Source organism: Amycolatopsis sp. TRM77291 (assembly GCF_054166285.1).
This window is the reverse complement of the sequence record NZ_JBSZHF010000001.1, coordinates 6,707,365-6,727,410: the sequence shown is the minus strand read 5'-3', so window position 1 is coordinate 6,727,410 and position 20,046 is coordinate 6,707,365. Positions and strand designations below refer to the sequence as shown.

Annotated in this window: 21 protein-coding genes and 1 pseudogene; 8 read left to right on the top strand and 14 right to left on the bottom strand. The window is 70.0% G+C overall.

Annotated features, from left to right (window positions below; all coding sequences use genetic code 11):
• The first annotated feature begins 73 nt into the window (after window positions 1-73).
• Window positions 74-328 carry a DUF397 domain-containing protein gene (locus tag ACXIZN_RS31225; protein ID WP_034310466.1) on the top strand — a complete coding sequence of 85 codons (255 nt, stop codon included), beginning with the start codon at window positions 74-76 and terminating at the stop codon, window positions 326-328.
• Between the two features lie 58 nt (window positions 329-386).
• Here the strand turns inward: ACXIZN_RS31225 and ACXIZN_RS31220 are convergent, their stop codons facing one another.
• From ACXIZN_RS31220 to ACXIZN_RS31200, 5 genes are all read right to left on the bottom strand, one after another.
• Window positions 387-935, bottom strand: coding sequence for a hypothetical protein (locus tag ACXIZN_RS31220; RefSeq protein WP_126733170.1), 549 nt, complete (start codon window positions 933-935; stop codon window positions 387-389).
• Entirely contained in the window at window positions 928-2,061 is a 1,134-nt protein-coding gene (locus ACXIZN_RS31215) for a hypothetical protein (RefSeq protein WP_192747664.1), read from the bottom strand. Before ACXIZN_RS31215 ends, ACXIZN_RS31220 begins: the two co-directional genes overlap by 8 nt.
• A gap of 20 nt (window positions 2,062-2,081) precedes the next feature.
• Window positions 2,082-2,489 carry a FixH family protein gene (locus ACXIZN_RS31210; RefSeq protein WP_457958644.1) on the bottom strand — a complete coding sequence of 136 codons (408 nt, stop codon included), beginning with the start codon at window positions 2,487-2,489 and terminating at the stop codon, window positions 2,082-2,084.
• A complete protein-coding gene (locus ACXIZN_RS31205) occupies window positions 2,486-3,934 on the bottom strand; it encodes a hypothetical protein (RefSeq protein ID WP_457958642.1) in 1,449 nt (482 codons plus the stop codon). Before ACXIZN_RS31205 ends, ACXIZN_RS31210 begins: the two co-directional genes overlap by 4 nt.
• Window positions 3,935-4,036: 102 nt before the next feature.
• The gene (locus ACXIZN_RS31200) at window positions 4,037-4,894 is read right to left on the bottom strand and encodes an alpha/beta fold hydrolase (RefSeq protein WP_457958640.1); all 858 of its coding nucleotides are present in this window, start codon (window positions 4,892-4,894) and stop codon (window positions 4,037-4,039) included.
• Between the two features lie 54 nt (window positions 4,895-4,948).
• On the opposite strand from ACXIZN_RS31200, the gene ACXIZN_RS31195 reads away from it, so the two are divergent.
• Entirely contained in the window at window positions 4,949-5,476 is a 528-nt protein-coding gene (locus tag ACXIZN_RS31195) for a CGNR zinc finger domain-containing protein (protein ID WP_457958639.1), read from the top strand.
• 212 nt (window positions 5,477-5,688) lie between these two features.
• On the opposite strand, the gene ACXIZN_RS31190 is transcribed toward ACXIZN_RS31195, so the two are convergent.
• The 3 genes from ACXIZN_RS31190 to ACXIZN_RS31180 are packed head-to-tail and all read right to left on the bottom strand — an operon-like array spanning window position 5,689 to window position 8,491.
• Window positions 5,689-6,567, bottom strand: coding sequence for an oxygenase MpaB family protein (locus ACXIZN_RS31190; RefSeq protein WP_457958637.1), 879 nt, complete (start codon window positions 6,565-6,567; stop codon window positions 5,689-5,691).
• Window positions 6,564-7,112 (bottom strand): TetR/AcrR family transcriptional regulator, encoded by a 549-nt coding sequence (locus ACXIZN_RS31185; protein WP_457960642.1) that lies wholly within the window; start codon window positions 7,110-7,112, stop codon window positions 6,564-6,566. The genes ACXIZN_RS31190 and ACXIZN_RS31185 overlap by 4 nt, the downstream gene beginning before the upstream one ends.
• The gene (locus ACXIZN_RS31180; protein ID WP_457958635.1) at window positions 7,109-8,491 is read right to left on the bottom strand and encodes an amidase; all 1,383 of its coding nucleotides are present in this window, start codon (window positions 8,489-8,491) and stop codon (window positions 7,109-7,111) included. Before ACXIZN_RS31180 ends, ACXIZN_RS31185 begins: the two co-directional genes overlap by 4 nt.
• A 61-nt stretch (window positions 8,492-8,552) precedes the next feature.
• Here ACXIZN_RS31180 and ACXIZN_RS31175 point away from each other — a divergent pair, with 61 nt between their 5' ends.
• The gene (locus tag ACXIZN_RS31175) at window positions 8,553-9,557 is read left to right on the top strand and encodes a D-cysteine desulfhydrase family protein (RefSeq protein ID WP_457958633.1); all 1,005 of its coding nucleotides are present in this window, start codon (window positions 8,553-8,555) and stop codon (window positions 9,555-9,557) included.
• Window positions 9,558-9,635: 78 nt separating this feature from the next.
• Here the strand turns inward: ACXIZN_RS31175 and ACXIZN_RS31170 are convergent.
• Both ACXIZN_RS31170 and ACXIZN_RS31165 read right to left on the bottom strand, forming a co-directional pair.
• Window positions 9,636-10,106 (bottom strand): annotated as a pseudogene (locus tag ACXIZN_RS31170) (DUF998 domain-containing protein); the annotation flags it as partial.
• A gap of 134 nt (window positions 10,107-10,240) precedes the next feature.
• Window positions 10,241-11,014: a hypothetical protein gene (locus ACXIZN_RS31165; RefSeq protein WP_457958631.1), complete on the bottom strand. Its 774-nt coding sequence runs from the start codon at window positions 11,012-11,014 to the stop codon at window positions 10,241-10,243.
• A 61-nt stretch (window positions 11,015-11,075) separates the two neighbouring features.
• Between ACXIZN_RS31165 and ACXIZN_RS31160 the strand changes: the two genes are divergently transcribed.
• Together ACXIZN_RS31160 and ACXIZN_RS31155 are read left to right on the top strand one after the other, a co-directional pair.
• Window positions 11,076-11,285 carry a sigma factor-like helix-turn-helix DNA-binding protein gene (locus ACXIZN_RS31160; protein WP_004559389.1) on the top strand — a complete coding sequence of 70 codons (210 nt, stop codon included), beginning with the start codon at window positions 11,076-11,078 and terminating at the stop codon, window positions 11,283-11,285.
• Window positions 11,285-11,809, top strand: a complete 525-nt coding sequence (locus tag ACXIZN_RS31155) for a Clp protease N-terminal domain-containing protein (protein ID WP_457958629.1) — start codon at window positions 11,285-11,287, stop codon at window positions 11,807-11,809. Before ACXIZN_RS31160 ends, ACXIZN_RS31155 begins: the two co-directional genes overlap by 1 nt.
• Before the next feature lie 142 nt (window positions 11,810-11,951).
• On the opposite strand, the gene yczE is transcribed toward ACXIZN_RS31155, so the two are convergent.
• Window positions 11,952-12,584 carry a membrane protein YczE gene (gene yczE / locus ACXIZN_RS31150; RefSeq protein ID WP_457958627.1) on the bottom strand — a complete coding sequence of 211 codons (633 nt, stop codon included), beginning with the start codon at window positions 12,582-12,584 and terminating at the stop codon, window positions 11,952-11,954.
• Between the two features lie 61 nt (window positions 12,585-12,645).
• Here yczE and yczR point away from each other — a divergent pair, with 61 nt between their 5' ends.
• A complete protein-coding gene (yczR, locus tag ACXIZN_RS31145) occupies window positions 12,646-14,100 on the top strand; it encodes a MocR-like transcription factor YczR (RefSeq protein ID WP_457958625.1) in 1,455 nt (484 codons plus the stop codon).
• A 513-nt stretch (window positions 14,101-14,613) separates the two neighbouring features.
• Here the strand turns inward: yczR and ACXIZN_RS31140 are convergent.
• Entirely contained in the window at window positions 14,614-15,699 is a 1,086-nt protein-coding gene (locus ACXIZN_RS31140) for a hypothetical protein (RefSeq protein WP_457958623.1), read from the bottom strand.
• A 365-nt stretch (window positions 15,700-16,064) separates the two neighbouring features.
• Here ACXIZN_RS31140 and ACXIZN_RS31135 point away from each other — a divergent pair, with 365 nt between their 5' ends.
• The gene (locus tag ACXIZN_RS31135; RefSeq protein ID WP_457958621.1) at window positions 16,065-16,538 is read left to right on the top strand and encodes a sigma-70 family RNA polymerase sigma factor; all 474 of its coding nucleotides are present in this window, start codon (window positions 16,065-16,067) and stop codon (window positions 16,536-16,538) included.
• Window positions 16,539-16,562: 24 nt separating this feature from the next.
• On the opposite strand, the gene ACXIZN_RS31130 is transcribed toward ACXIZN_RS31135, so the two are convergent.
• The gene (locus ACXIZN_RS31130) at window positions 16,563-17,726 is read right to left on the bottom strand and encodes a pyridoxal phosphate-dependent aminotransferase (protein ID WP_457958620.1); all 1,164 of its coding nucleotides are present in this window, start codon (window positions 17,724-17,726) and stop codon (window positions 16,563-16,565) included.
• A 29-nt stretch (window positions 17,727-17,755) separates the two neighbouring features.
• Between ACXIZN_RS31130 and ACXIZN_RS31125 the strand changes: the two genes are divergently transcribed.
• Complete coding sequence (locus ACXIZN_RS31125) at window positions 17,756-19,054, top strand: DUF445 domain-containing protein (RefSeq protein ID WP_457958618.1); 1,299 nt, start codon at window positions 17,756-17,758, stop codon at window positions 19,052-19,054.
• Window positions 19,055-19,542: 488 nt separating this feature from the next.
• Here the strand turns inward: ACXIZN_RS31125 and ACXIZN_RS31120 are convergent, their stop codons facing one another.
• On the bottom strand, window positions 19,543-20,010 hold the full coding sequence (locus ACXIZN_RS31120) for a CGNR zinc finger domain-containing protein (RefSeq protein ID WP_371878878.1): 468 nt from the start codon (window positions 20,008-20,010) through the stop codon (window positions 19,543-19,545).
• Window positions 20,011-20,046: the final 36 nt, after the last annotated feature.

Here is a 20,046-nt window from a genome sequence, read left to right as displayed (position 1 = left end):
GGAGAAGCCGGGACGGTGACGGTTCGCGCAGGTCGCGGCCCGCACCCCCGACCGACGTTCGGAGGTACGACCAATGGCCGATTATCCATCGGCGGCGGATTACGATCCGACCACGGCCGTGTCGCTGTTCGACGACTCCGCGTGGGAGAAGTCCTTCGCGAGTGAGCCCAACGGGGGGAACTGCGTCGAGGTCAACCTCGGCAAAGAAGGCCTGGTGGGGGTCCGTGACACCAAGCTGGCCCAAAGTCCCGTCTTCGTCTTCGATGCCGGTGAGTGGAACGCCTTCCTCGTGGCGGTCAAGGCCGGTCAGTTCGATTTGAGCCCATGACGAACGGCTCGCGTGCCCATCGGGACACGCGAGCCATCCGATCTTCGGTCACTTCGAGTCACACCGTGGCGGGGAGCCCGTTCCCGCGCAGCCTGGATTTCGTCCTGCGCCAGGCGACGGCGATCAGCACGGCGAGGACGATCAGCGGGATCAGGCTGATCGACCAGCTCACCGCCATCGGCGGTCCCGGCTGTTCGAGCACCGCCAGATCCCGCAGTTCACCCGTGCCCTTGCCCGCGGGTCCCTCGATCTCGAACCGGAACGTCCACGAGCCCTCTGTCTGCAGGGCGCGGATGTCCAGTCCCCACACCTCCAGCTTCCGCGGATGCTTCGCCAGCGGCTGGGGACGGCCCAGCCGCCCGGTCTCCGGATTGAGGAACGCGAGCGTCCCCGACTTCCCGGCGATCCCGTCGTCCGGGATGAACGTGAAGTCCAGCGATTGCATGGCGCGCAACGGCCAGGTGCTGAAGCCGACCGTCATCCCGTACGGACCGACCTGGACCCGTTCGGTGTGGACGATGTTCACCGGTTCGTAGGCGTTCGCCGCGGGCGTGGTCGCGAACAGCAGACCGATCGCCGCCGCCAGTGCCAGCAGTGTCTTACGCATGCGCGTTGTCCCCCTTCGCCGGGGCCAGCAGCCCCAGCATCCCGCCGAAACGCCAGCCGGCGAACCCGCCGAGCAGCCCGATCACCGCGCCGGCGGCGCCCGTCGCGAACACGACCGCCCACGGCATCCGGTCCGCGCCGTAGACGATCGCGTTCTGGATCGGCATGCTCGCGCCGACCAGGAGCCCGCCGATCCCGCCTGCCAGCACCGAAACGCGGCCCGCGGACCAGCCGCGCCGGGAAAGCAGGTAGACCGCTTCGAGTACGGCCGCGATGGGCAGCAGCGCCATCGGCATCATCGAGGGCATCGCGGGAACGCCGTCGATGTAGTCGCGCATCGGCAGGCCGACGGCGCCCGCGTACGCCTCGGCGGCCCACGGCGAGAACCACCAGGTGATCGCCTGGATGACCGCCAGCGCCGCGGCGACCCGGACCGCTCCGCCGGGCCGCGCCCAGAATCCCGCGCCCGCCGACACCAGTAGCACCGAAAGCAGTGCGATGCCGACGGAGACGACGTCGAGCCCGTCGACGTCGATCTGCTGCAGCCCCAGCACGGTCACCGTGCTGAACGCGATCAGCACACCGAGGCTGCCGACCACGCCGACGGTGCCCCACCGGTGTTCCCGCGCGGCCGCGAAGACCATGACCGTGCCGATGATGCTCAGCGTGATCGACAGCAGCAGCCCGATATGCGGCGGCGAGTCGATCACCGCGTCGAAGCCGTAAAGACCGTGCCACCACTGGTCCCACAGGCCGTACAGCAGGAACATCGCCGCGCCCGTGCCGGTCACCAGATAGCCGGCCGGTGCGGCGAAGACCTTGCCGAAGACGTTGATCGCCCGGCCGCCGACGCGCGCGTCGATCGGGCGGCCCGCCCGGCGCGCGGCCGTGGTCATCAGCACGACCACGAGGCTCGCGAGCCCGGAGATCGCGCTGCCCGAATACAGGAACAGGTGCGGCATCGTGAAGAACGTGTCCGGGCCGACGTCGCCGTGCCACTGGATGTCCCAGGTCAGCCCGATCAGCGAGATCACCGATCCGGCCAGCACCGTGCCCGCCGGTACGAGACCGGTGCGTTCACTTCGTGCCACCGAGACGGCCCTCGCTCCTCCCGCGGTGAGATCCATACCCCCCGACCTCCCTCTCTTTACTTGACCAGCAAAGGAAAAACGTGCTGCGTGGCGCCGGACGGCCCGCGCAGTGAAACGGTGATCTCCCATTGCCCCGACATGGGCAGCAGGACGTCGCCGGTGCGGAACTTCCCCGGCCCTTCCGCGATCGCGGGCGACGGCGCGAGCGCGTGCCCCATCTGCGGCATCACGGGTTCGAGGGTGACGACGTCCGGCGTGGCGCCCGTGACGGTCAGGGCGAAGACGTTCCCGCCCTGGTGCGGGTCTTCGACCGACAGCTGCACCGTGTACGGGCCCTGCGTCGAGCGCTGCACCTGCTCCCCGCCACTGCTCGGCCACACCAGCCAGGCCACGATCGCCGCCGCGAGCACCGCGACCACGGAGATCAGCAGGACGGGCTTACGTCTGTCCACTGTGGAGCTCATTGCGGTGCCCCTTCCGCCGGGACCTCGATCTGCATGGGCACGGTCAGCACCGTGTAATCGCGTTCGGCCTGCAACCAGATCCGGTACTTGCCGGGTGCGGAGAAGGTGTAGGTGAACGGGACGTCGGGGCCGTACGCGGCGACGGTCTCATCCGGTTTTCCCGGCATCCCAGGCGATTGCGGGATCATCGAGTGCACATGGGCCCAGGTCGGCGCGGCAGCGGCATCCGCGCCGACCCGGCTGTCGCCGGTGATCGGGCCGACGACGATCAGATGGCCGAGCATGCCCAGCCAGGGTTGGAGATCCGCCTTCCCGAACCGCGCGGTGATCGTGGTGGGCTTCCCCTGCCGGATCTCGACATCGACCGGGTTCCCTTGCACGACTCGCTTTCCCGCTCCGGCGGGAACGGGTTCGGCGGGGGCGTCCGTTCCGGTCGCGACGCTCAGCGTGGTGCGGGCCAGCTGCACGCCGCCGCCCCGCCGGGCGAGTTCCGCGGCGACGGCGTAGGTCCCGGCCTCGGGTGGCGTGAACTTCACCCGGTAGTCACCGGGGCCGACCCGCACCGGATGCAGATGCCACAGCCTGCCGGTCGGTGAGATGACGACCAGGTGGATCAAGGCGTTGTCGTGCACCAAAAGGTCGTCGACGGGGCGGCCGGTCGCACCGTCGGCGATGGCGATCCGGACCTCGGCGAGGCCGCCCGATCGCGCGTTCGGCGAGTGCACGGCCAGATTCACCGGCGGCCGGGAGAAGTCCACAGTGGACATCTGCGCGTTCGCGTACGGGTCGCGGATGTTGTCGATCGTCGGGTCCAGCTCCGCCCCGGGCGCGGGCGGCGGCGGGGTGGACGCGGAGAGCATCGCGCCGGTGATCGCGACCGCGAGCGCGGCGACCATCCCGCCGGCGGGGATCAGCGCGAACTGCGGACGGCGCACGCGCATCGCGATGACGAGACCTAGCACCAGGAACACCCCGGCGGCGACGAAGCCGCCGAAGGTGGCCTTCTCCCACGGCGGGATGACCCTGGCCGGGACGATGAACGGGATCGAAGCGGTGTCCGTCCCGTCGTCGAGGCCGAGCTCCCACGGTCCCGGCTGGTCGACCTGGAGCCGCGCGGAATGCGCGCCGGGTTTGCCGTCCAGCGGCACGGTGGTCTCGGAAAACGTCGTCCCGGCGGTCGACGCGCGCAGTTTCAGCGTCCCCGGCGGGCTTCCGGTGTGCGTGACGACGTCGACGTGCAGCGGCCCGGGCGCGGTGTCCATCCGGCGCAGGATGACCGTGAGGTCCCGGGTGCCGAGCGTCTGCGCGACTTGGACGTCCGCCCCGCTCGACACGCCGTCCGCCTGAGCGGTGCCGGACAGCAGAACGGACGCCAGCGCGCAGAGCACGAGTACGCGGGCGATGACCAACGGCGTCGTGCGCCGCCCCCTCGGTGAATTCCCCATCCCGGCCGAAGTTAACGACGATGGTCTCCGAAAGCGTCACGGCGCGGGGTGAACCGGGGTCCCCCGTAAAGGGGACGGCGGCCCTTAACGCGGGTGGGGGTCTCAGCGGAGAAGAAACGGTTTCAGGGTTTCCAGCAAGGCGCGAGGACGTTCTTCGGCGAGGAAATGGCCGCATTCTTCGATCGCCGTACCGGAGACGTCGTTCGCGTAGTCCTTCCAGATCTCCAGTGTCGGCAGCTTTCCCAGGAGACCGCTCGCTCCCCACAGCGCCAGCACGGGGAGTTCGAGGCGGCGACCCGCGTCGAAATCGGCGTCGTCGGCTTCCGCGTCGTGCGGGAACGAGGCGCGGTAGTCGTCGAAGCCGGCCCGCAGGGCGCCCGGCGCCGAGAACGCGCGGACGTATTCGTCGACGGCCTCCCGGCTCAGCCCCTGCCGCTGATGCGTCCAGCGTTCGAAGAAGTAGCCGAGGTAGGCGGCGATGTCCCGGCCGGCGAGCAGTTCCGGCAGATCCGGCTGAAGATGGAACAGCCAGTGCCAGTAGGCGCGGCCGATCTCGGTATCGAGGCGTTTCCAGAGTTCCCTGGTGGGGATGATGTCGAGGACGGCGAGCCGGTCGACCTGTTCGGGCCGGTCCAATGCCCAGCGGTGGGCGACCCGGCCGCCGCGGTCGTGCCCGACGACGGACACCCGCTCGAAACCCAGGTGGGTGGCGAGGGCGGCGACGTCCGCCGCCATCGTGCGTTTGTCGTAGCCGTCGCGGGGCTTGTCCGATTTGCCGTAACCGCGCAGGTCAGGGGCGATGACGGTATGGGTTTCGGCCAGTTCGCCGATGATCTCGTGCCAGCAGAAGGACGTCTGCGGCCAACCGTGCAGGAGGAAGAGCGCGGGGCCCGTTCCGGCACGCAGGTAGTGCAGGCGGATGCCGTTGACCGAAGCGGTCTCGCTTTCTAACCGGTTCATGGGGTTAGAAGGTAGACCGACGTCCTAACCGATGGCAAGGGTTAGAATCCGCGGATGGAGTGGGTCTTCGACGGCGGGCGACCGTGTCTCGACCTCGTGAACACCGTGCGCGAGCGGCACGAGGACGGCCGGGAGCTGCTCACCGACCCCGCCGCCCTCGCGGAATGGCTGCGGCTCATGGGTTTCGCCATCACTGAGGCGAGCGCGGGCGAACTGTCGGCCGCGCGGGCGCTGCGGGAAGCCGTCGACAAAGTGCTATTGGGTGAGCCGCGGAGCGCGGACGTCCTTCTGGTCAACGAGATGGCGTCCGGCGCGCCTTCGCCGTGGCTTCGTTACGACGACGGCAAGCCGGTGAAGGAACTGAGGCCGGTGTCGGTCGTCGCCGCGCTCGGCGCGGTCGCGGCCGACGCGATCGACCTCGCGACCGAGGACGTCGCGGTCCGGATCTGCGCCGCCGACGACTGTGGCCTGCGGTTCTGCGACGCCTCGCCGAGGCGGTCCCGCCAGTGGTGTTCGATGGCGCGCTGTGGCAACCGGGCGAAGGCCCGCGCCCACTACGCCCGCACCCGGAAGCGCGATTAGCGGACTAACCGAGGGGTAGAGCAAAGGTGTCGGGTGCGGTGGGCAGTTAACGCGTAGTGAAGGCCTCCTTCCCTACCTTCAGGGTAAGGAAGGAGGCCTTCACTACCGACTGGGCCGATCTCTCGCCCCCGCTGACGTTGCGAAAGCCACTTTCGGGACATCAGACGTCGCGAAAGTGGCTTTCGCGACCCGCCACCTTTGTCCGCCCCGCACTAAAGGCGGGCACTTCCGGGGCCGGTGGTTCCGCCGAGGAAGCGATACGCGCGCGGATGCGCCCGGAACCAGACGTTGAGCCTGCCGATCCGGCGTACGAGCGCGGATCGCAACGTCACCGGCACGAGCCCGCCGACCAGCCGCACCGCCGCGCGGAACCGGTCGAACCGCCGCTGGTCCCGATCTGTCCACTGTAGACCGAGGCGGTCACGGAACGCGGGCGGCAGCGTGGCGCGGATGACGAACATCTGGCCCCGATGCTGCCACCGCTGGAGCCGCACCCACCGTTCGTCGGGCAGCCATCGCCACGGCTTCTTCACCGTGCGGATCGTTTCGAACAACGTCGAGATCGTCTCGTTCGGGCCGAAGCCGTCGATCATCTCCGCGTAGTACCGCTCGAATTCCGGCCACGTCGGCGGCATGTCCTGTTCGCGGAGGCCGAGAAGATGTCCGACGTCGCACATCTGCGCGTAGTACTCGTCCAATTCGGACGGTGTCATCGGCGTTCCGTAGAACCGTTGTGTGTCAACGGGAACCATGACTAGCGTCGCGTGCACCCAAGCGTAGGCGTGCGGGTTCAGCGCGCTGTACCGGCGGCCGTCGTCGACGCCGGTGAACGAGCGGTGCAGCGCGCGCAGCCGGTCCGCTTCGTAGCGCGCGCCCTCCGGGCCGCCGTAGATGTAGATGGACAGCGACGCGGCCGTGCGCATGAGCCGGGTCCACGGATCTTCGACGTAGTCGGAATGATCCCGCACCCCGGCCGCGACCACCGGATGCGCGACCTGCAGCACCAGCACCTGGCCCGCCAGCAGCCCGGCCCGGAAGTCGCCGAAGTACTTCCACGCCGCCGTCCCCTTGACGATCGGCGGACCGCTCATGACGCGCCGCGGACGAGCATCATCAACGACTGCGCCACCCCGACGCCGTCGTCACCCGTGGCCAGCCTGCGCAACTGGAGCCCGGCGATCAGCGCGACGACGGGGCCGGTCAGCCGTTCCGGGGAAGGCACACCGAGCGTTTTCAGGATCACCAGCGCGAGTTCGTCGTAGGCGGCGAAACAGCGGGCGGCCGCGTCCTGGAGCCCGGGGTCGCGCGCGGCTTGCAGGTACAGCTCGTGCGCGCCGAGTTCGTCGGTGCCGAAGGGCAGCTGCGCGATGACCTGCTCGACCACCGACGCGGCCTCCTCGACGCTCAAGCCCTGCTCGCGGTACGCGTCGACGAAGCCGGTCAGCTTCGTGGTCTCTTCCTCGACGAACAGCAGCATCGCCTCGCGCAGCAACGCGGTCTGGCTGGGGAAGTGGTAGGTCAGCGTGCCGAGCGAGACTCCGGCCTGACCCGCGATCCGGCGGTTGGTCAGCCCGCCGACGCCCTGTTCCCCGACCACCTTGAGCGCGGCGTGGAGAATGGCTTCGCGGGTGTTCACCAAGCGGTCTCGGGTTTGCGGTCCTGCCACCGTTCGACCTCTTCCAGTTGCGCGGCCAGCGAGATCAGCCGTTCCTCGGCGTGCGAGGGGCCGAGCAGCTGCCCGCCGAGCGGCAGGCCGTCCGGGCTCAGCCCGGCGGGGACGTTGACCCCCGGCCAGCCCAGCACGTTCCACGGCCAAGCGTAGGGGCACGCGGCGATCATGGCCTGGTCGGTCTGCCAGCCGGTGAGCTTGTCGAAAGTGCCGATCCGGGGTGGCGGCGTGGCCGTGGTCGGCGTGAGGACGACGTCCACCCGGCCGAACACCGAGCCGATCTGGCGTTGCAGCAACGGTTCCGTGGCGCGGGCGAGCCGCAGCGCCGGCCCGGCCAAGGCCGAACCCTGCCGGGCGTTGGCGCGCGTGCGCGGGTCGAGCCGCGCCTGGTCCGGGACGCGGCGGGACCAGTCGCGCACGCCGACGAGCGAACGCGGCAGGAAGGTGAGACCGATCAGCCGGTAGTCGGGTTCGATCTCGACGATCTCGTGGCCGAGTTCGGCGAACCGCTCCGCGAGCCGGACGACGGCCGCGTGCGCCTGCGGATCGAGCCGCGTTTTCGTCGCGGTGAAAGGGATCCTGGTGGACAGCCCGATCCGCATCCGGCCCGGTTCGCGGCGGGCGGCCGCCTGGAACGCGGTGCCGGTGCCGGCGGCGACGTCGAGCAACAGGGCCGCGTCGGCGACCGTGCGCGCGAGCGGGCCGACCACGGTCAGGCCGTGGAAGAGTTCGCGTTCGGTCGGGACGCGGCCGCGCTGCGGTTTGATCCCGACCAGATCGGTCCACGCGGCGGGGATCCGGATCGACCCGGCCCCGTCGGAACCCAGCGCGGCGGCGATCACCCCCGACGCGATGGCCGCCGCCGCGCCGCCGGAGGAACCGCCCGGGGTGCGCTCGGTGTCCCACGGATTGCGGGTCGCGCCGAACGCCGGGCCTTCGGTGAACGGCCACTGGCCGAGTTCGGGGGTGTTGGTCTTGCCGATGAGCACCGCGCCCGCCCGGCGAAGCGCGGCGACGGGCGGGGAGTCCGCGGTCGCGACGGAGAAGTCGCCTTCGCAGCCGAACGCCGTCGGCAGCCCGGTGACGTCGAGGTCGTCCTTGATAGCGGTGGGGACGCCGAGCAGGGGAGCGGTCTCGCCGGCGGCGAGCCTCCGGTCGGCCTCCTCCGCCTCGCGAAGGGCCTCTTCGGCACGAAGGCATTTGAAGGCGTTGAGAACGGGCTGGCTGGCCTCGGCCTTTTCGAGCGCCAAGCGCGTGAGCTCGACCGACGTCGTGGCTCCGGTGGCGAGCATCGAGGCCTGTTCGGCAAGGCCGGTGAACGCGAGGTCCGCCTTCGAGGTGGTCATGGGATCCCCCTGCACGTCTCGTTCGTTCAAACGAACGATACCACCGGGTAGCGTGACGCGCATGAACCTCGATCGCTTCCCCCGCGTCGACCTCGGCGGCTATCCCACGCCGCTGCATCCGGCACCCCGGCTGGGTGAGGCCCTCGGCCTGCCGAACCTGCTGCTCAAACGGGACGACGTCCATCCACTCGGCGTCGGCGGGAACAAACTGCGCAAACTCGAGTTCCTGCTCGGCGCGGCGATCGAAAACGGCGCCGACACGGTGATCACCTTCGGCGCGCTGCAGACCAACCACGGCCGCCAGACCGCCGCGGCCTGCGCGAAGCTCGGATTGCGGTGCGAGCTCGTGCTGACGGCGAAGGTCCCCCGCGAAGGTGACGCGTACGAACGGTCCGGCAACGTCTCCCTCGATCACCTCTTCGGGGCGAACGTGCACATCTGCCGCGACGGCGAGGAGACCGGCAGGACCTACGAGCGGCTGATCACCGAGGCCGCGGCCGAGGGCCGCGAGGTGGCCACGTTCCCGGTCGGCGGTTCCGACGGCGTCGGCGCGCTCGGGTACGTCGCGGCCGCGCGGGAGCTCGCCGGGCAGCTCGGCGAGCTGGGCATCACCAAGGCGCGGCTGGTCGCCCCGCACGCCAGCGGCGGGACGTCCGCGGGGCTCGTCGTCGGGACCGCGGACCTCGACTGGCTGACGCTGGACATCGCCTGCGTCAGCCATCCGGTCGACGAGGCCCTCGACAACCTGGCCGACCTCACGATCGCGGCCTCGGTACTGCTGGGGAGCGAACCGCCGTCACTCGAAGGTCTGCACATCGACGACCGCACGATCGGCCCCGGCTACGGGATCCCGACCGCCGGGACGTGGGACGCGGTGCGGCTTTTCGGCCGTACGGAAGGGATCGCGCTCGACCCCGTGTACACCGGCAAAGTGGGCGCCGCGCTGATCGAGTGGGCCGCCGAAGGCCATTTCGCGGCCGACGAGCACGTTGTCTTCCTGCACACGGGCGGGCTGCCCGGCCTCTACGGCTACGCCCCCGAATTCGCCGACGCGGTGCGCCGCTGACGCGACCTTCAGCATCCCGGCGATCAGGATCACGTGCGCCACCAGCGAAATCCGCTGCATGACGCCGACCGGCGCGATGTCGGTCAGCGTCATGAAGAACGGGATGTCGGACAGGCGCACGAAGATGAAGCTGAGCCCGAAGACGATCAAGCCGGCCGTGCTGCCCCACGCCAGGCGGCCGACCAGCTTGGCCGCCGGCGTGCCGCGCAGGTTGTCGCGCAGGGTGAAACCGGCGGCGGGCAGGCTGAGGAACGCGATGAGGCAGGCGTACAGGTGGATCTCGCCGCTGACCGGATCCGGGAACTCGGGGTAGCTCGCCGGGAAGATCGCGGCCGCCGCCAGCCCGAGCGACCACAGCACGAACAGCAGTTTCGTGGTGCGGCTGAGCGGGACTCCGGCCGCCGCCAGCGCGCCGAGCGCGGTGAGCGAGCCGATGGACAGGGAGAGCACGCTGGCGCCGAGCATGCCCGTGCCGCGGTCGACGTAGGCGTAGCTGGACAGCGTGTCGAACACCGGATCGCGTGAGCTGATCAGGTGGAGCACGACCATGGTGAACAGTGCCCAGCCGATGGCCGCGGCCGACGCGATCAGCCAGGGCTTGGCCCGCGATCTCTCCCCAGTGAACGTCATGCGTCCAGCGTGCTCGCGCGGGCGGGGATTTCCGATCCGGGAAGCCCCCGGTTTTACCCTGGGGCTACCCCGAAGTCGACCAGTACCAGTAGCTGGTCATCGTGCCTTTTCGCGCGGGGCCAGCGCTCGCCGTCCGGGTCCTGTTTCTCCGCCGTGCGGACCGCGTCGAGGACGGCGTCCGGACCACGCTCCCGGCTGATCGCGAGCACCTCCGGCCAGTCGAACAGGTCGTACTCGTCGACACCGATCGAGACGCCGTCGGTCGCCAGCAGCAGGGCGTCGACCTCCGAACGCGGCCAACTGCGGCGGACGGCCTCGGCGGCGGCCCTCGGTTCCGCCTCGGCGACCCAGAAGCCGTCCGGCGCGTTGCGTTTCGCGCGGACGTCGGCGCCGGTGCGGAGCTGGCCGCCTTCGCGCAGCGAGACCAGCCTGTCGTCGGTGAGCGGATCGGCGCCGGACGGGCCGAAGGCGACGATCGGGCTGTCGGCGAGCACCAGCCCGTCGACGGTGTCGTCCGTCCAGCGCGCGATCGCGACCGTGCTCGACGGCGATCGTCCCGGTTCGAGGCCTTCGCGGCGGGCGACGTCGGCGATCGACTCGGCCAGCAGCACCCCGAGATCCGCTTGGGGTTCCGCGCTCAACGCCCGCGACAGGCTGTGCACGAGCAAGCTCGCGTACCAGCCGCCGGACGGCAGATCCGGCCGCGGCGCGGTCGCCCCGTCGAGCACCACCACGGCGTTGCCGAGTACGGCGACGTGGTCTTCGGTCGGGCGCGTCGCTCCGTCCGCGCCTACTCCGTCCCTTTCCGCCACTGCGATTTCGACCATGACCCGACCCTAACTGTCAACCGAGGTTGACGCGGGCGAGATGTCAACGTAGGTTGACGTCATGACCGAAGCGACAGATCTGGCCGCGCGAGCCGGCGACCGTGATCCCCGGGTGGGATTGCGCGCCGTCGCCGCCTTGCGCCGGCTGTTGGAACAACTCGAGGCCGTGCAGGTCCGCAGCGCGCGGGTGCACGGCTGGTCCTGGCAGGAGATCGCGGCCGAGCTGGGGGTCAGCAGGCAAGCGGTGCACAAGAAGTACGGGAGGCACTGATGTTCGAACGCTTCACCACCGAAGCCCGCGATGTCGTCGTCGGGGCTCAGCGCGTCGCGTCGGACGAGGGATCCGGGAACGTCGACGCGCTGCACTTGCTGACGTCCCTCGCCCGGCACACCGGCGTGCTCGCCGCGCTGGGCTGCCCGGCGGACGAACTGGCCGACGACCTCCGGCGCGTCCGGCGGCGCGGCGGGATGAGCGACGCCGACGTCGAAGCCCTGAGCGGGTTCGGCATCGACGTCGAGCACATCGTCGAGCGGGTCGAGCAGACCCACGGCCCCGGCGCGCTGACCGGCGGCCGTCGTGCGGGGCGCGGTCATCGGCCGTTCACGCCGGAGGCGAAGAAGGTGCTGGAGAAGAGCCTTCGCGAAGCCATCGACGTCGGCAGCAAGCGCATCGAAGGCGAGCACCTGCTGCTCGCGATGACCGCCGTCCCCGGTGCCGCGGCCGACGTGCTCGCGCAGCGGGGCATCGATTACCTCGCCGTCCGGCGCCTGCTCGAACAGCGGGAGGCGAGCTGACATCCCGCTTCGCGAAACTCACGTGATCAGACGCGTAACTCACGTGATCGAAGGCGTAACTCGCGTGCTTGGACGCCGCACACGCGAGTTACGCCTCTGATCACGCGAGTTACGTCTCCAATCACGCGAGTTACGCCTCCGATCACGGGCGGGCGCGCTCCCGCCAGATGACGTACGGCAGGAAAGCCTGCGTCAGCGGTCCGATCGCGAGCGCGTAGAGGACCGTGCCGACACCGACGGTGCCGCCGAGCAGCCAGCCGGCGGCCAGGACGGTGAGCTCGATGAGCGTCCGGACGAGACGGATCGACTTGCCCGTCCGCGCCGAAAGGCCGGTCATCAGCCCGTCGCGCGGACCGGGGCCGAGCCGCGCGCCGACGTAGATCGCGGCGCCGAGACCGTTGAGCACCACGCCGGCGACCAGGTTGAGGATCTGCCAGCCGAGCACGTGCTGGTCGGGCAGGAAGATCCGCACGAAGTCGACGGTGAGCGAGATGACCACGATGTTGGCGACGGTGCCGATCCCCGGTCGTTGCCGTAGCGGGATCCACAGCAGGAGCACCAGCACCGACGCGATCGCGGTGACCGTGCCGAACGAGAGCCCGGTGATCTTCATCAGCCCTTCGTGGAACACGTCCCACGGGTCGAGGCCGAGCCCGGACCTGGTCAGCATGGCCATGCTGCCGCCGTAGAGGACGAGCCCGGCGACGAGCTGGACCGACCGGCGGGCGGTGTCCTGGGAGATGCCGACGGGTCGGAGGTCGAGTTTTAGTGCCACGTGTCCACCATCAGGGGTAAGTGGCTACCTTGACCATGACCAATCTGGAACAATTGGCCTTATGGAACCGCTGATCCCGCTGACTGGACGCGTTTCGGGCTCGAAATTGGCCATTTTGCTGGGGAACTGGCGGAAGAGTGGTTCTCGACACGGTGCCGCGGACCTGGCGGCCGCCGTCGAGCTGCTGGTCCTCGACGGCAGGCTCCCGCTCGGCACGAAACTCCCGGCCGAACGCGAGCTCGCCGACGCGCTGGAGGTCAGCCGCACGCTGATCGGTGCCGCGCTGGACAAGCTGCGGGCCGACGGGCTGGTCGCCAGCCGCCGCGGGGCGGGTTCGTGGATCGCGTCGCCCGGTGGCCGGGGCCGGGAGACGGTCCTGCCGACCGGCGAGGACCTCATCGACCTCGCCCAGGCTTCCCCGCCCGCCGTCGCGGGCCTGGTCCCGGCCGTGGACGCCGCGCGCAAGGCGCTGGTCGACCATCTCGGTGAGAACGCCTACCAGGTACGCGGCCTGCGGATCCTGCGTGAGCGGATCGCCCGCCGCTACACCGAACGAGGGCTGCCGACCAACGCCGATCAGGTGATGGTCACCAACGGCGCGCATCACGCGTTCGTGCTGGCCCTGCGGATGCTGGCCGGTCCGGGCGACCGGGTGCTGGTCGAGCAGCCGACGTACCCGAACTCGCTGGAGGCGGTCGGCGCCGCGCACGCCATCCCGGTGCCGGTACCGCTCGATCCGGCCGCCGGCTGGGACATCGTCGGGATCGAGGCCGCGCTGCGGCAATCCGCGCCGAAGCTCGCGTATTTCGTCGCGGACTTCCAGAACCCGACCGGCCTGCGCATGGACGCCGACAGCCGTCAGCGCCTCGGGGCCGCGCTGAGCCGTGCTCGCACCCCTGCGATCGTCGACGAGACGCTGGTCGAACTGGACCACGAAGGCGATCCAGCCGACGGGCCGCCGCCGCTGGGCGCGTACCTGGGCGACCTCGGCATCACGATCGGCTCGTCGGCCAAATCGCATTGGGCGGGCCTGCGGCTCGGCTGGATCCGCGCTTCCGAGGACGTCATCGGCAGGCTGATCGCGGCCCGGTTCGCCGTCGACCTGGGATCGCCGGTCTTCGAGCAGCTCGTCCTCGCCGAACTGCTCGACGACGGCGGGGTCGCGTTGGCGCACCGCCGTCAGGAGACGCTGGCGCTGCGTGACGCGCTGACCGGGGCGCTGAACTGGTACTGCCCGGAGTGGACGTTCACCGTGCCGTCCGGCGGGCTTTCGGTGTGGTGCCGTCTGCCGGAGCCGATGAGCACGCGGCTGGCCATCGCGGCGGCTGGACACGGCGTGCAGGTGGCGCCGGGTTCGCGGTTCGGTGTCCACGGTGGACTGGAGCGCTGGCTGCGGCTGCCGTACGCGCTTCCGGCCGACCGGCTTTTCGAGGCCGTGCGGAGGCTTGGCGCGGCCGCGGCTTCGATGGCGGGGACCCCCGCCGTGGCCGCCCCGGCCACCGTCCAGGTCACCTGACCCGCATTTAGTCCTCTGGATGCGGTACTTGCACGCGCAACTACCGCATCCAGAGGACGAAACGCGGGAGCTGGAAACGGAAATAGCCGGTGCGCCGGCGGGGCGCTCGATGCTCCAGGGAGGGCATCGGCGCCGCGCGACCAGCGCACCGGCTATCCGGCCCGCCCCGAGACCGGAATCTCGGGACGGGCACCGCGGCGGTTACCCGGCACAGCCCCTCGACGTGCCGGGAACCGCCCGCGGTTCAGGCGGGCTTCGAGCTTGGCCGGCTCCTGCTCGGCGCGGTGAGCAGAAGCCCCCGAAGTCCACCCGGTGCTGGTCCCGGCGCCGCAGGGGCAGCGCGGCGCCGGGGCCGGGATCCGAACCGGCCGGGCGCGGTCGGCCGTTCGGAAAGACAAAGGGGATGCCTGACAGAGGGGCAGGCGAAAGCGGCTTGTGCCGTGGGATCAGCAGACGTCGAAACCCGAAGTTGATCTTGGTTTGGACGTGGTTCTCCCCGGCGACCCGGTCAGGTCAGTCGGGGGAGGTGGCGGGAAGCGCGGCTTCCCTGCCGGTGCGCTCGCCTTCGTGGTCGCAGCCGGTTCCGATGAGTTTCAGCTGCGTGGCGGGCATTCCGGCGTCGAGCACGGCGAGCGGCCCACGGCCGCCGCCGGTGTTGTCGTGGCCCGGCTGGGCGGTCGTCGTTGGCGCGATCGGGGCCACCGGGGTGCTCGGCAGGCCACCGCCGCCGCCCGAGCCGCCGCCGTCCGGGGACGCGTGCGTGTCGGATTCGGCGGGCGCGGCCGGAGCGGGCTGGGCGTCGGTCTTGACCCGGACGGGCAGCGTGACGCGGTGGTGCTGGCTCGCCGTCACCGGAGCGGGGCTCTCGGCGGGGACGGCAGGACGCGGGGCCGGAGCGGCAGGCGCGGGGGCGTACTCCGTGACGGCCTTGGCCGGGACGGTGATGGTGACCGAGCCGCCCGCCGACTCGCCGGAGCCGCCGCCGAAGACGGGGTCGAGCATGTCGCCGGTGCCCGGCAGGATCACCGGGGCACCCGCGCCGCAGCACGGATCCGGCATGAGGATCGGCGTGACGACCTGGTCGCCGATTCCGTCTACGACCCCGCCGACGGTCTGGACGACACCGCCGACCGTGGTCGTGACGACATTCAGCACGCCGCCGATGAGGCCGCCCAGCAAGCCGTTGGACGCTTGGGGCGTCGCGGTCTTCGTGGCCGGTTCCGGAGCAGAAGTCTTCTCGACGGAACTCGCGCTCGAAACCGCCGCTTCCTCCACAGTGGCCTCAGGCTCCTCGTGCGCAACGGGAGCGGGCTCTTCTGCGGCGGATTCGGTGGGCTCAACGGGTTTCGCGGTTTCGGTCGCGTTGGAGTCCGAATTGGACTCAGCGGGCTTCTCGGGAGTAGTCGTTTTCCCGGATCCGGTTTCGTCCGCGGGCTGCACGACGGAGGTCTCCGGCGTCGCGGGTGGCTCTTCGTCGGCCGAAGCCGTCGTGCTCAGCACGGCGCCGAGGAGCCAGCCGGTGAGCACGAGTCCGCCCGCGAAAAGAATTCGCTTCGGGGCGGTGAGGCCGCCACGGCGCACGACTGCCGTACCACTCACAGCAATCACCACCGTCCGCGCCTGAAACCCACGTTTCCCGCGTGAGTTCGATCTTGCTTGGGGTCTCTTCCGGCCAGGTCGCAGTTCCCCCGGGGCTGCACCAGTTTTAGCACCGGAGGGGAGTGTTTCACTTCAGCCGCCGCCGATCCAGCCCGTTAGGCGGAACGACGCAACCGGCTCCGGTGCCTGGAGTACCGAAGTTGATCACTCTCGGTATGTGCCCGGCGGCCATCCGGGGAGAGGTGGAACTACTCAAATCCTCGGTGACCTGACCTTTTCCGGATCCTCGCTGCGGTGTGTGCCGTCGAAGTCGCGTTCGGTGATCGGCGCGGCGGACGCGAGCCGCCGGGGAGGGAAGGTCCGGGATGTGGGACGTGAACGCGCTGTCGGCGGCGGTACTCAAGACGCTGAAGGCGTACCGGCTGAGCGAAGCCGACGCCAGGGACGTCTGTCAGGACGCGTGGCTGGAACTCCTTCGCGCGCCCGGCGCACTACGCGACGAAGCGAAGCTCGCTGCTTGGCTGACGACCACCGCGCGGCGCCGCGCGCTCCGGATGATCACCAGGAACAGGCGCGAAACTCCGCGTCCGCTGCCCGGCGCGGAGCCGACCCCGGAGGCCGAGGTCGTCCGCGCCGAACGCGACCGCGCGCTCTGGGCGGCGGTCGATCGCCTGCCGGACTCGCATCGGCGGATGATGCGGCTCCTCGCGTACCGGCCGGAGCTGTCCTACGCCCAGCTCGCGGGAGAGCTGGGCATCAGTCCGGCCAGCGTGGGCAGGCTGCGAAGACGGTGTCTGGACCGGCTCAGGCGAACACTCGAAAGAGGCGGCTGGGCATGAACAGTGCCGTGAACATCGGACGAGTCACCGAAGTTTGCGCAATCGGGTGACCGCTTCATCGATGACCTCGTTGCGTTTGCAGAAAGCGAAGCGCAGGAGGTGTTTCCACTCTTCCGGGTGATCGGTGAACACCTTTACGGGCACGGCCGCCACGCCCACCCGTTCGGGGAGTTCCCAGGCCAGTTCCGCGGCGTCGTCGAAACCGAGCGGCCGGACGTCGACGCAGACGAAGTACGTCCCGGCGGTCGGCCGGACCGCGAACCCGGCCTCCGCGAGACCCGCCGCGAGGCGGTCCCGTTTGCCCTGAAGGCTCGTGCGCAGGTTTTCGGCCCACGGCAGTTCGTGGTCCAGCGCGTGGGCGACGGCGGGCTGGAACGGGCCGCCCGAGACGAAGGTGATGAACTGCTTCGCCGCCTTCACCGCCGCGACCAGCTCTGGGCTCGCGCAGACCCAGCCGATCTTCCAGCCGGTGCAGTTGAACGTCTTGCCCGCGCTGGAGATCGAGACGGTCCGGTCACGCATGCCGGGAAAGGTCGCGAGCGGCAGATGCTCGGCGTCGTCGAAGACCAGGTGCTCGTACACCTCGTCGGTGATCGCGATCAGGTCGTGCTCCACGCAGAGCGCGGCGACGGCTTCCAGTTCGGCGCGCGTGAACACCGTGCCGGTCGGGTTGTGCGGCGAGTTGATCAGGATCGCCCTGGTCCGCTCGGTCACCGCGGCGCGCAGGCCCGCGACGTCCAGCGCGAACCGGCCGTCGCGTTCGACCAGGCCGACGACACGCCGCTCCGCGCCCGCCATGGCGACCGCGGCCGCGTACGAGTCGTAGTACGGCTCGATGACGATCACCTCGTCGCCCGCCTGGGTCAGCGCGATCAGCGACGCCGCGATGGCCTCGGTGGCGCCGGCGGTGACCAGGATCTCGGTGCCGGGGTCGTACTCGACGCCGTAACGGAGCCGGTGCCGCGCGATCGCCGCGCGCAGCTCCGGCCGCCCCGGACCCGGCGGATACTGGTTCGCGCCCCCGAACAGCGCGTTCTTGGCGGCGTCGAGCATTCCGGCGGGCCCGTCGGTGTCGGGGAAGCCCTGGCCGAGGTTGACGGCTTCGTGGCGGACGGCCAGTGCCGTCATCTCCGCGAAGATGGTCGACGTGAAGGGCTGGAGGCGGGGTACGAGGACAGGTTCGCGCACGATCAGCCATCCTCACGGACAATGGCCGTGTGGAGCAACTGACGCCCGCCAAGGTGACCCCAGCCGATCCGCCCGGTGGAAGCGCCGCCGACGAGGAGAAGCGCCGCGGCCTGCGCAAGATGAAGATGGTCGCGCTGTCGTTCCTGCTCGGCGCGACGGTGATCTTCCTGCTGACCAGTTGGGCCGAAGCCGCCGGCTGGCCGGCCTGGGTGGGCTACGTCCGTGCCGCCGCCGAAGCCGGGATGGTCGGCGCGCTCGCCGACTGGTTCGCGGTGACGGCGCTGTTCCGGCATCCGCTGCGGATCAAGATCCCGCATACCGCGATCATCCCGAACAAGAAGGACGCGCTGGGCAGCAGCCTCGGTGACTTCGTCGGCTCGAACTTCCTTTCCGAGACCGTCGTCCGCGAGAAACTGAGCCGGGTCGAGGTCTCGAAACGACTCGGCGGCTGGCTCGCGCAGCCCGCCAACGCGGAGCGGGTGACGTCGGAACTGGCCACCGTCGTGCGGGCGGCGGTCAAGGTGCTCCGCGACGAAGACGTCCAGGCGATCATGGAACAGGCCGTGGTCAAGCGGATCGTGGACAAACCGTGGGGCCCGCCGCTGGGCAAGATCCTCGAAGGCGTGTTCGCCGACGGCGCGCACCACAAGCTGGTGGACCTGATGTGCGACCGCGCCTACGAATGGGTGCGGGACAACCACACGACGATGCTGCGCGTGGTCTCGGACCGGGCGCCGAGCTGGTCGCCGAAATTCGTCGACGAGATGCTCGCGGACAAGGTCTACGGCGAGGTGCTGTCGTTCGTCTGGGCGGTGAAGACCGACGTCAACCACCCCATGCGGCTGGCGCTGGACAAGTTCCTCGGCGAGTTCGCCCAGGATCTGCAGACCGACCCCGAGGTGATGGCGCGCGCCGAGCAGGTCAAATCCCAGATGCTGGGGCACGACGAGGTGCAGAAGCTGATCGGCTCGGCCTGGGCGACGGCGAAGGAGATGCTCCTCAACGCCGCCGAGGACCCGTCGAGCGAGCTGCGGCGCCGCGTGCGCACCGGCCTGGAGACCCTCGGCGGGCGGCTGGTCTCCGACGATCACATCCGGTCCAAAGTGGACACCTGGGTGGAGGGCGCGGCGGCCTACGTGGTCACGCACTACTCCAAGGAGATCACCACGATCATCACCGACACCGTGGAGCGCTGGGACGCCGAGGAGACCTCGCGCAAGATCGAGCTCCAGGTCGGCCGGGATCTGCAGTTCATCCGGATCAACGGCACGGTGGTCGGCGCGCTCGCCGGGCTGGTCATCTACACGGTCGCGCAGCTGCTCTTCTGAGTGGCCGCGCGTATACCACACTCCGGAGGGCTTACCGGGAGTTGTCCACAGGAAGTGGAGTCATCCCCAGGGTTATCCACAGCTTTTCACGTTTTTGGCCTAACGGTGTGCACAACCCCTGGGGGTAACTCGGGGGTGGGTGACACCAGAAGTTGTGGTCGTTCGGGTGCCTCGGGTTCCCGGGGTGGGGCGGCGCCGGGGGTTGCGAAAGTGGCTTTCGCAACCTCTCTGGTGCCCGGAGTGCCGTCCTGCCCTCCGCCTCGCCAAAGTCGCGTCGCGAAAGCCACTTTCGCGACCTCTGATGTCCCGAAAGTGGCTTTCGCGACNCAAACGGCACGGGTTCGTCGAGACGGCGCCCGGGACCGTGGGTATGCGGCGGGTGCTCGACTCCTGAGGCAGGCCGCCGCCTAGCTCGCGGCCGGTGTCGCGAAAGCCACTTTCGCGACCTCTGATGTCCCGAAAGTGGCTTTCGCGACGTCGTCGTGGGCTCAGGTCGAGATGTCCGCCGTCCGCGCCCGCCAGGCCCGCGCCTTCTCCCGGTTCCCGCAGGCCCGCATCGAGCACCACGTCCTCGACCGGTTCCGCGACTCGTCGTAGAACGCCCAAAGACAGTCGTCCGCCGGGCAGATCTTGAGCCGGATCCATTCGCCGAGCACGGTCAGCCGCGTCGACGCCGCCATCACCGCCTCGCAGACCGTTTCCGAGACCAGCAGCGGGCCTTCCGGGCCGAGGACGATCTCCGCCGGCGCGCGCAGGCCGAGCCGGGGCAGCCGGGGGTCGCCGATCGCGGCCCGCAGCGCGTCCCGGGTTTCGCGCGCGGCCGCGGGGGTATCCGCGCGAAGCCGATGATCCCGGGCCCAGTGTTGCCAGGACTCCAGATCGTCCAGGAGGTCGGTGCCGCGTTCGACGTTCACCGTGTTCAGAAACTCGACCACCAGGGACGCGTCGGTGTTCACCTCGCCCAGTGTACGGGCGACACCGGTTGTCATCGG

What these genes read in the sequence shown, in the direction of transcription:
- ACXIZN_RS31225 (WP_034310466.1), top strand. Translation starts at nt 74, where the DNA reads ATGGCCGATTATCCATCGGCGGCGGATTACGATCCGACCACGGCCGTG.
- ACXIZN_RS31220 (WP_126733170.1), bottom strand. Translation starts at nt 935, where the DNA reads ATGCGTAAGACACTGCTGGCACTGGCGGCGGCGATCGGTCTGCTGTTC.
- ACXIZN_RS31215 (WP_192747664.1), bottom strand. Translation starts at nt 2,061, where the DNA reads ATGGATCTCACCGCGGGAGGAGCGAGGGCCGTCTCGGTGGCACGAAGT.
- ACXIZN_RS31210 (WP_457958644.1), bottom strand. Translation starts at nt 2,489, where the DNA reads ATGAGCTCCACAGTGGACAGACGTAAGCCCGTCCTGCTGATCTCCGTG.
- ACXIZN_RS31205 (WP_457958642.1), bottom strand. Translation starts at nt 3,934, where the DNA reads ATGGGGAATTCACCGAGGGGGCGGCGCACGACGCCGTTGGTCATCGCC.
- ACXIZN_RS31200 (WP_457958640.1), bottom strand. Translation starts at nt 4,894, where the DNA reads ATGAACCGGTTAGAAAGCGAGACCGCTTCGGTCAACGGCATCCGCCTG.
- ACXIZN_RS31195 (WP_457958639.1), top strand. Translation starts at nt 4,949, where the DNA reads ATGGAGTGGGTCTTCGACGGCGGGCGACCGTGTCTCGACCTCGTGAAC.
- ACXIZN_RS31190 (WP_457958637.1), bottom strand. Translation starts at nt 6,567, where the DNA reads ATGAGCGGTCCGCCGATCGTCAAGGGGACGGCGGCGTGGAAGTACTTC.
- ACXIZN_RS31180 (WP_457958635.1), bottom strand. Translation starts at nt 8,491, where the DNA reads ATGACCACCTCGAAGGCGGACCTCGCGTTCACCGGCCTTGCCGAACAG.
- ACXIZN_RS31175 (WP_457958633.1), top strand. Translation starts at nt 8,553, where the DNA reads ATGAACCTCGATCGCTTCCCCCGCGTCGACCTCGGCGGCTATCCCACG.
- ACXIZN_RS31165 (WP_457958631.1), bottom strand. Translation starts at nt 11,014, where the DNA reads ATGGTCGAAATCGCAGTGGCGGAAAGGGACGGAGTAGGCGCGGACGGA.
- ACXIZN_RS31160 (WP_004559389.1), top strand. Translation starts at nt 11,076, where the DNA reads ATGACCGAAGCGACAGATCTGGCCGCGCGAGCCGGCGACCGTGATCCC.
- ACXIZN_RS31155 (WP_457958629.1), top strand. Translation starts at nt 11,285, where the DNA reads ATGTTCGAACGCTTCACCACCGAAGCCCGCGATGTCGTCGTCGGGGCT.
- yczR (WP_457958625.1), top strand. Translation starts at nt 12,646, where the DNA reads ATGGAACCGCTGATCCCGCTGACTGGACGCGTTTCGGGCTCGAAATTG.
- ACXIZN_RS31135 (WP_457958621.1), top strand. Translation starts at nt 16,065, where the DNA reads ATGTGGGACGTGAACGCGCTGTCGGCGGCGGTACTCAAGACGCTGAAG.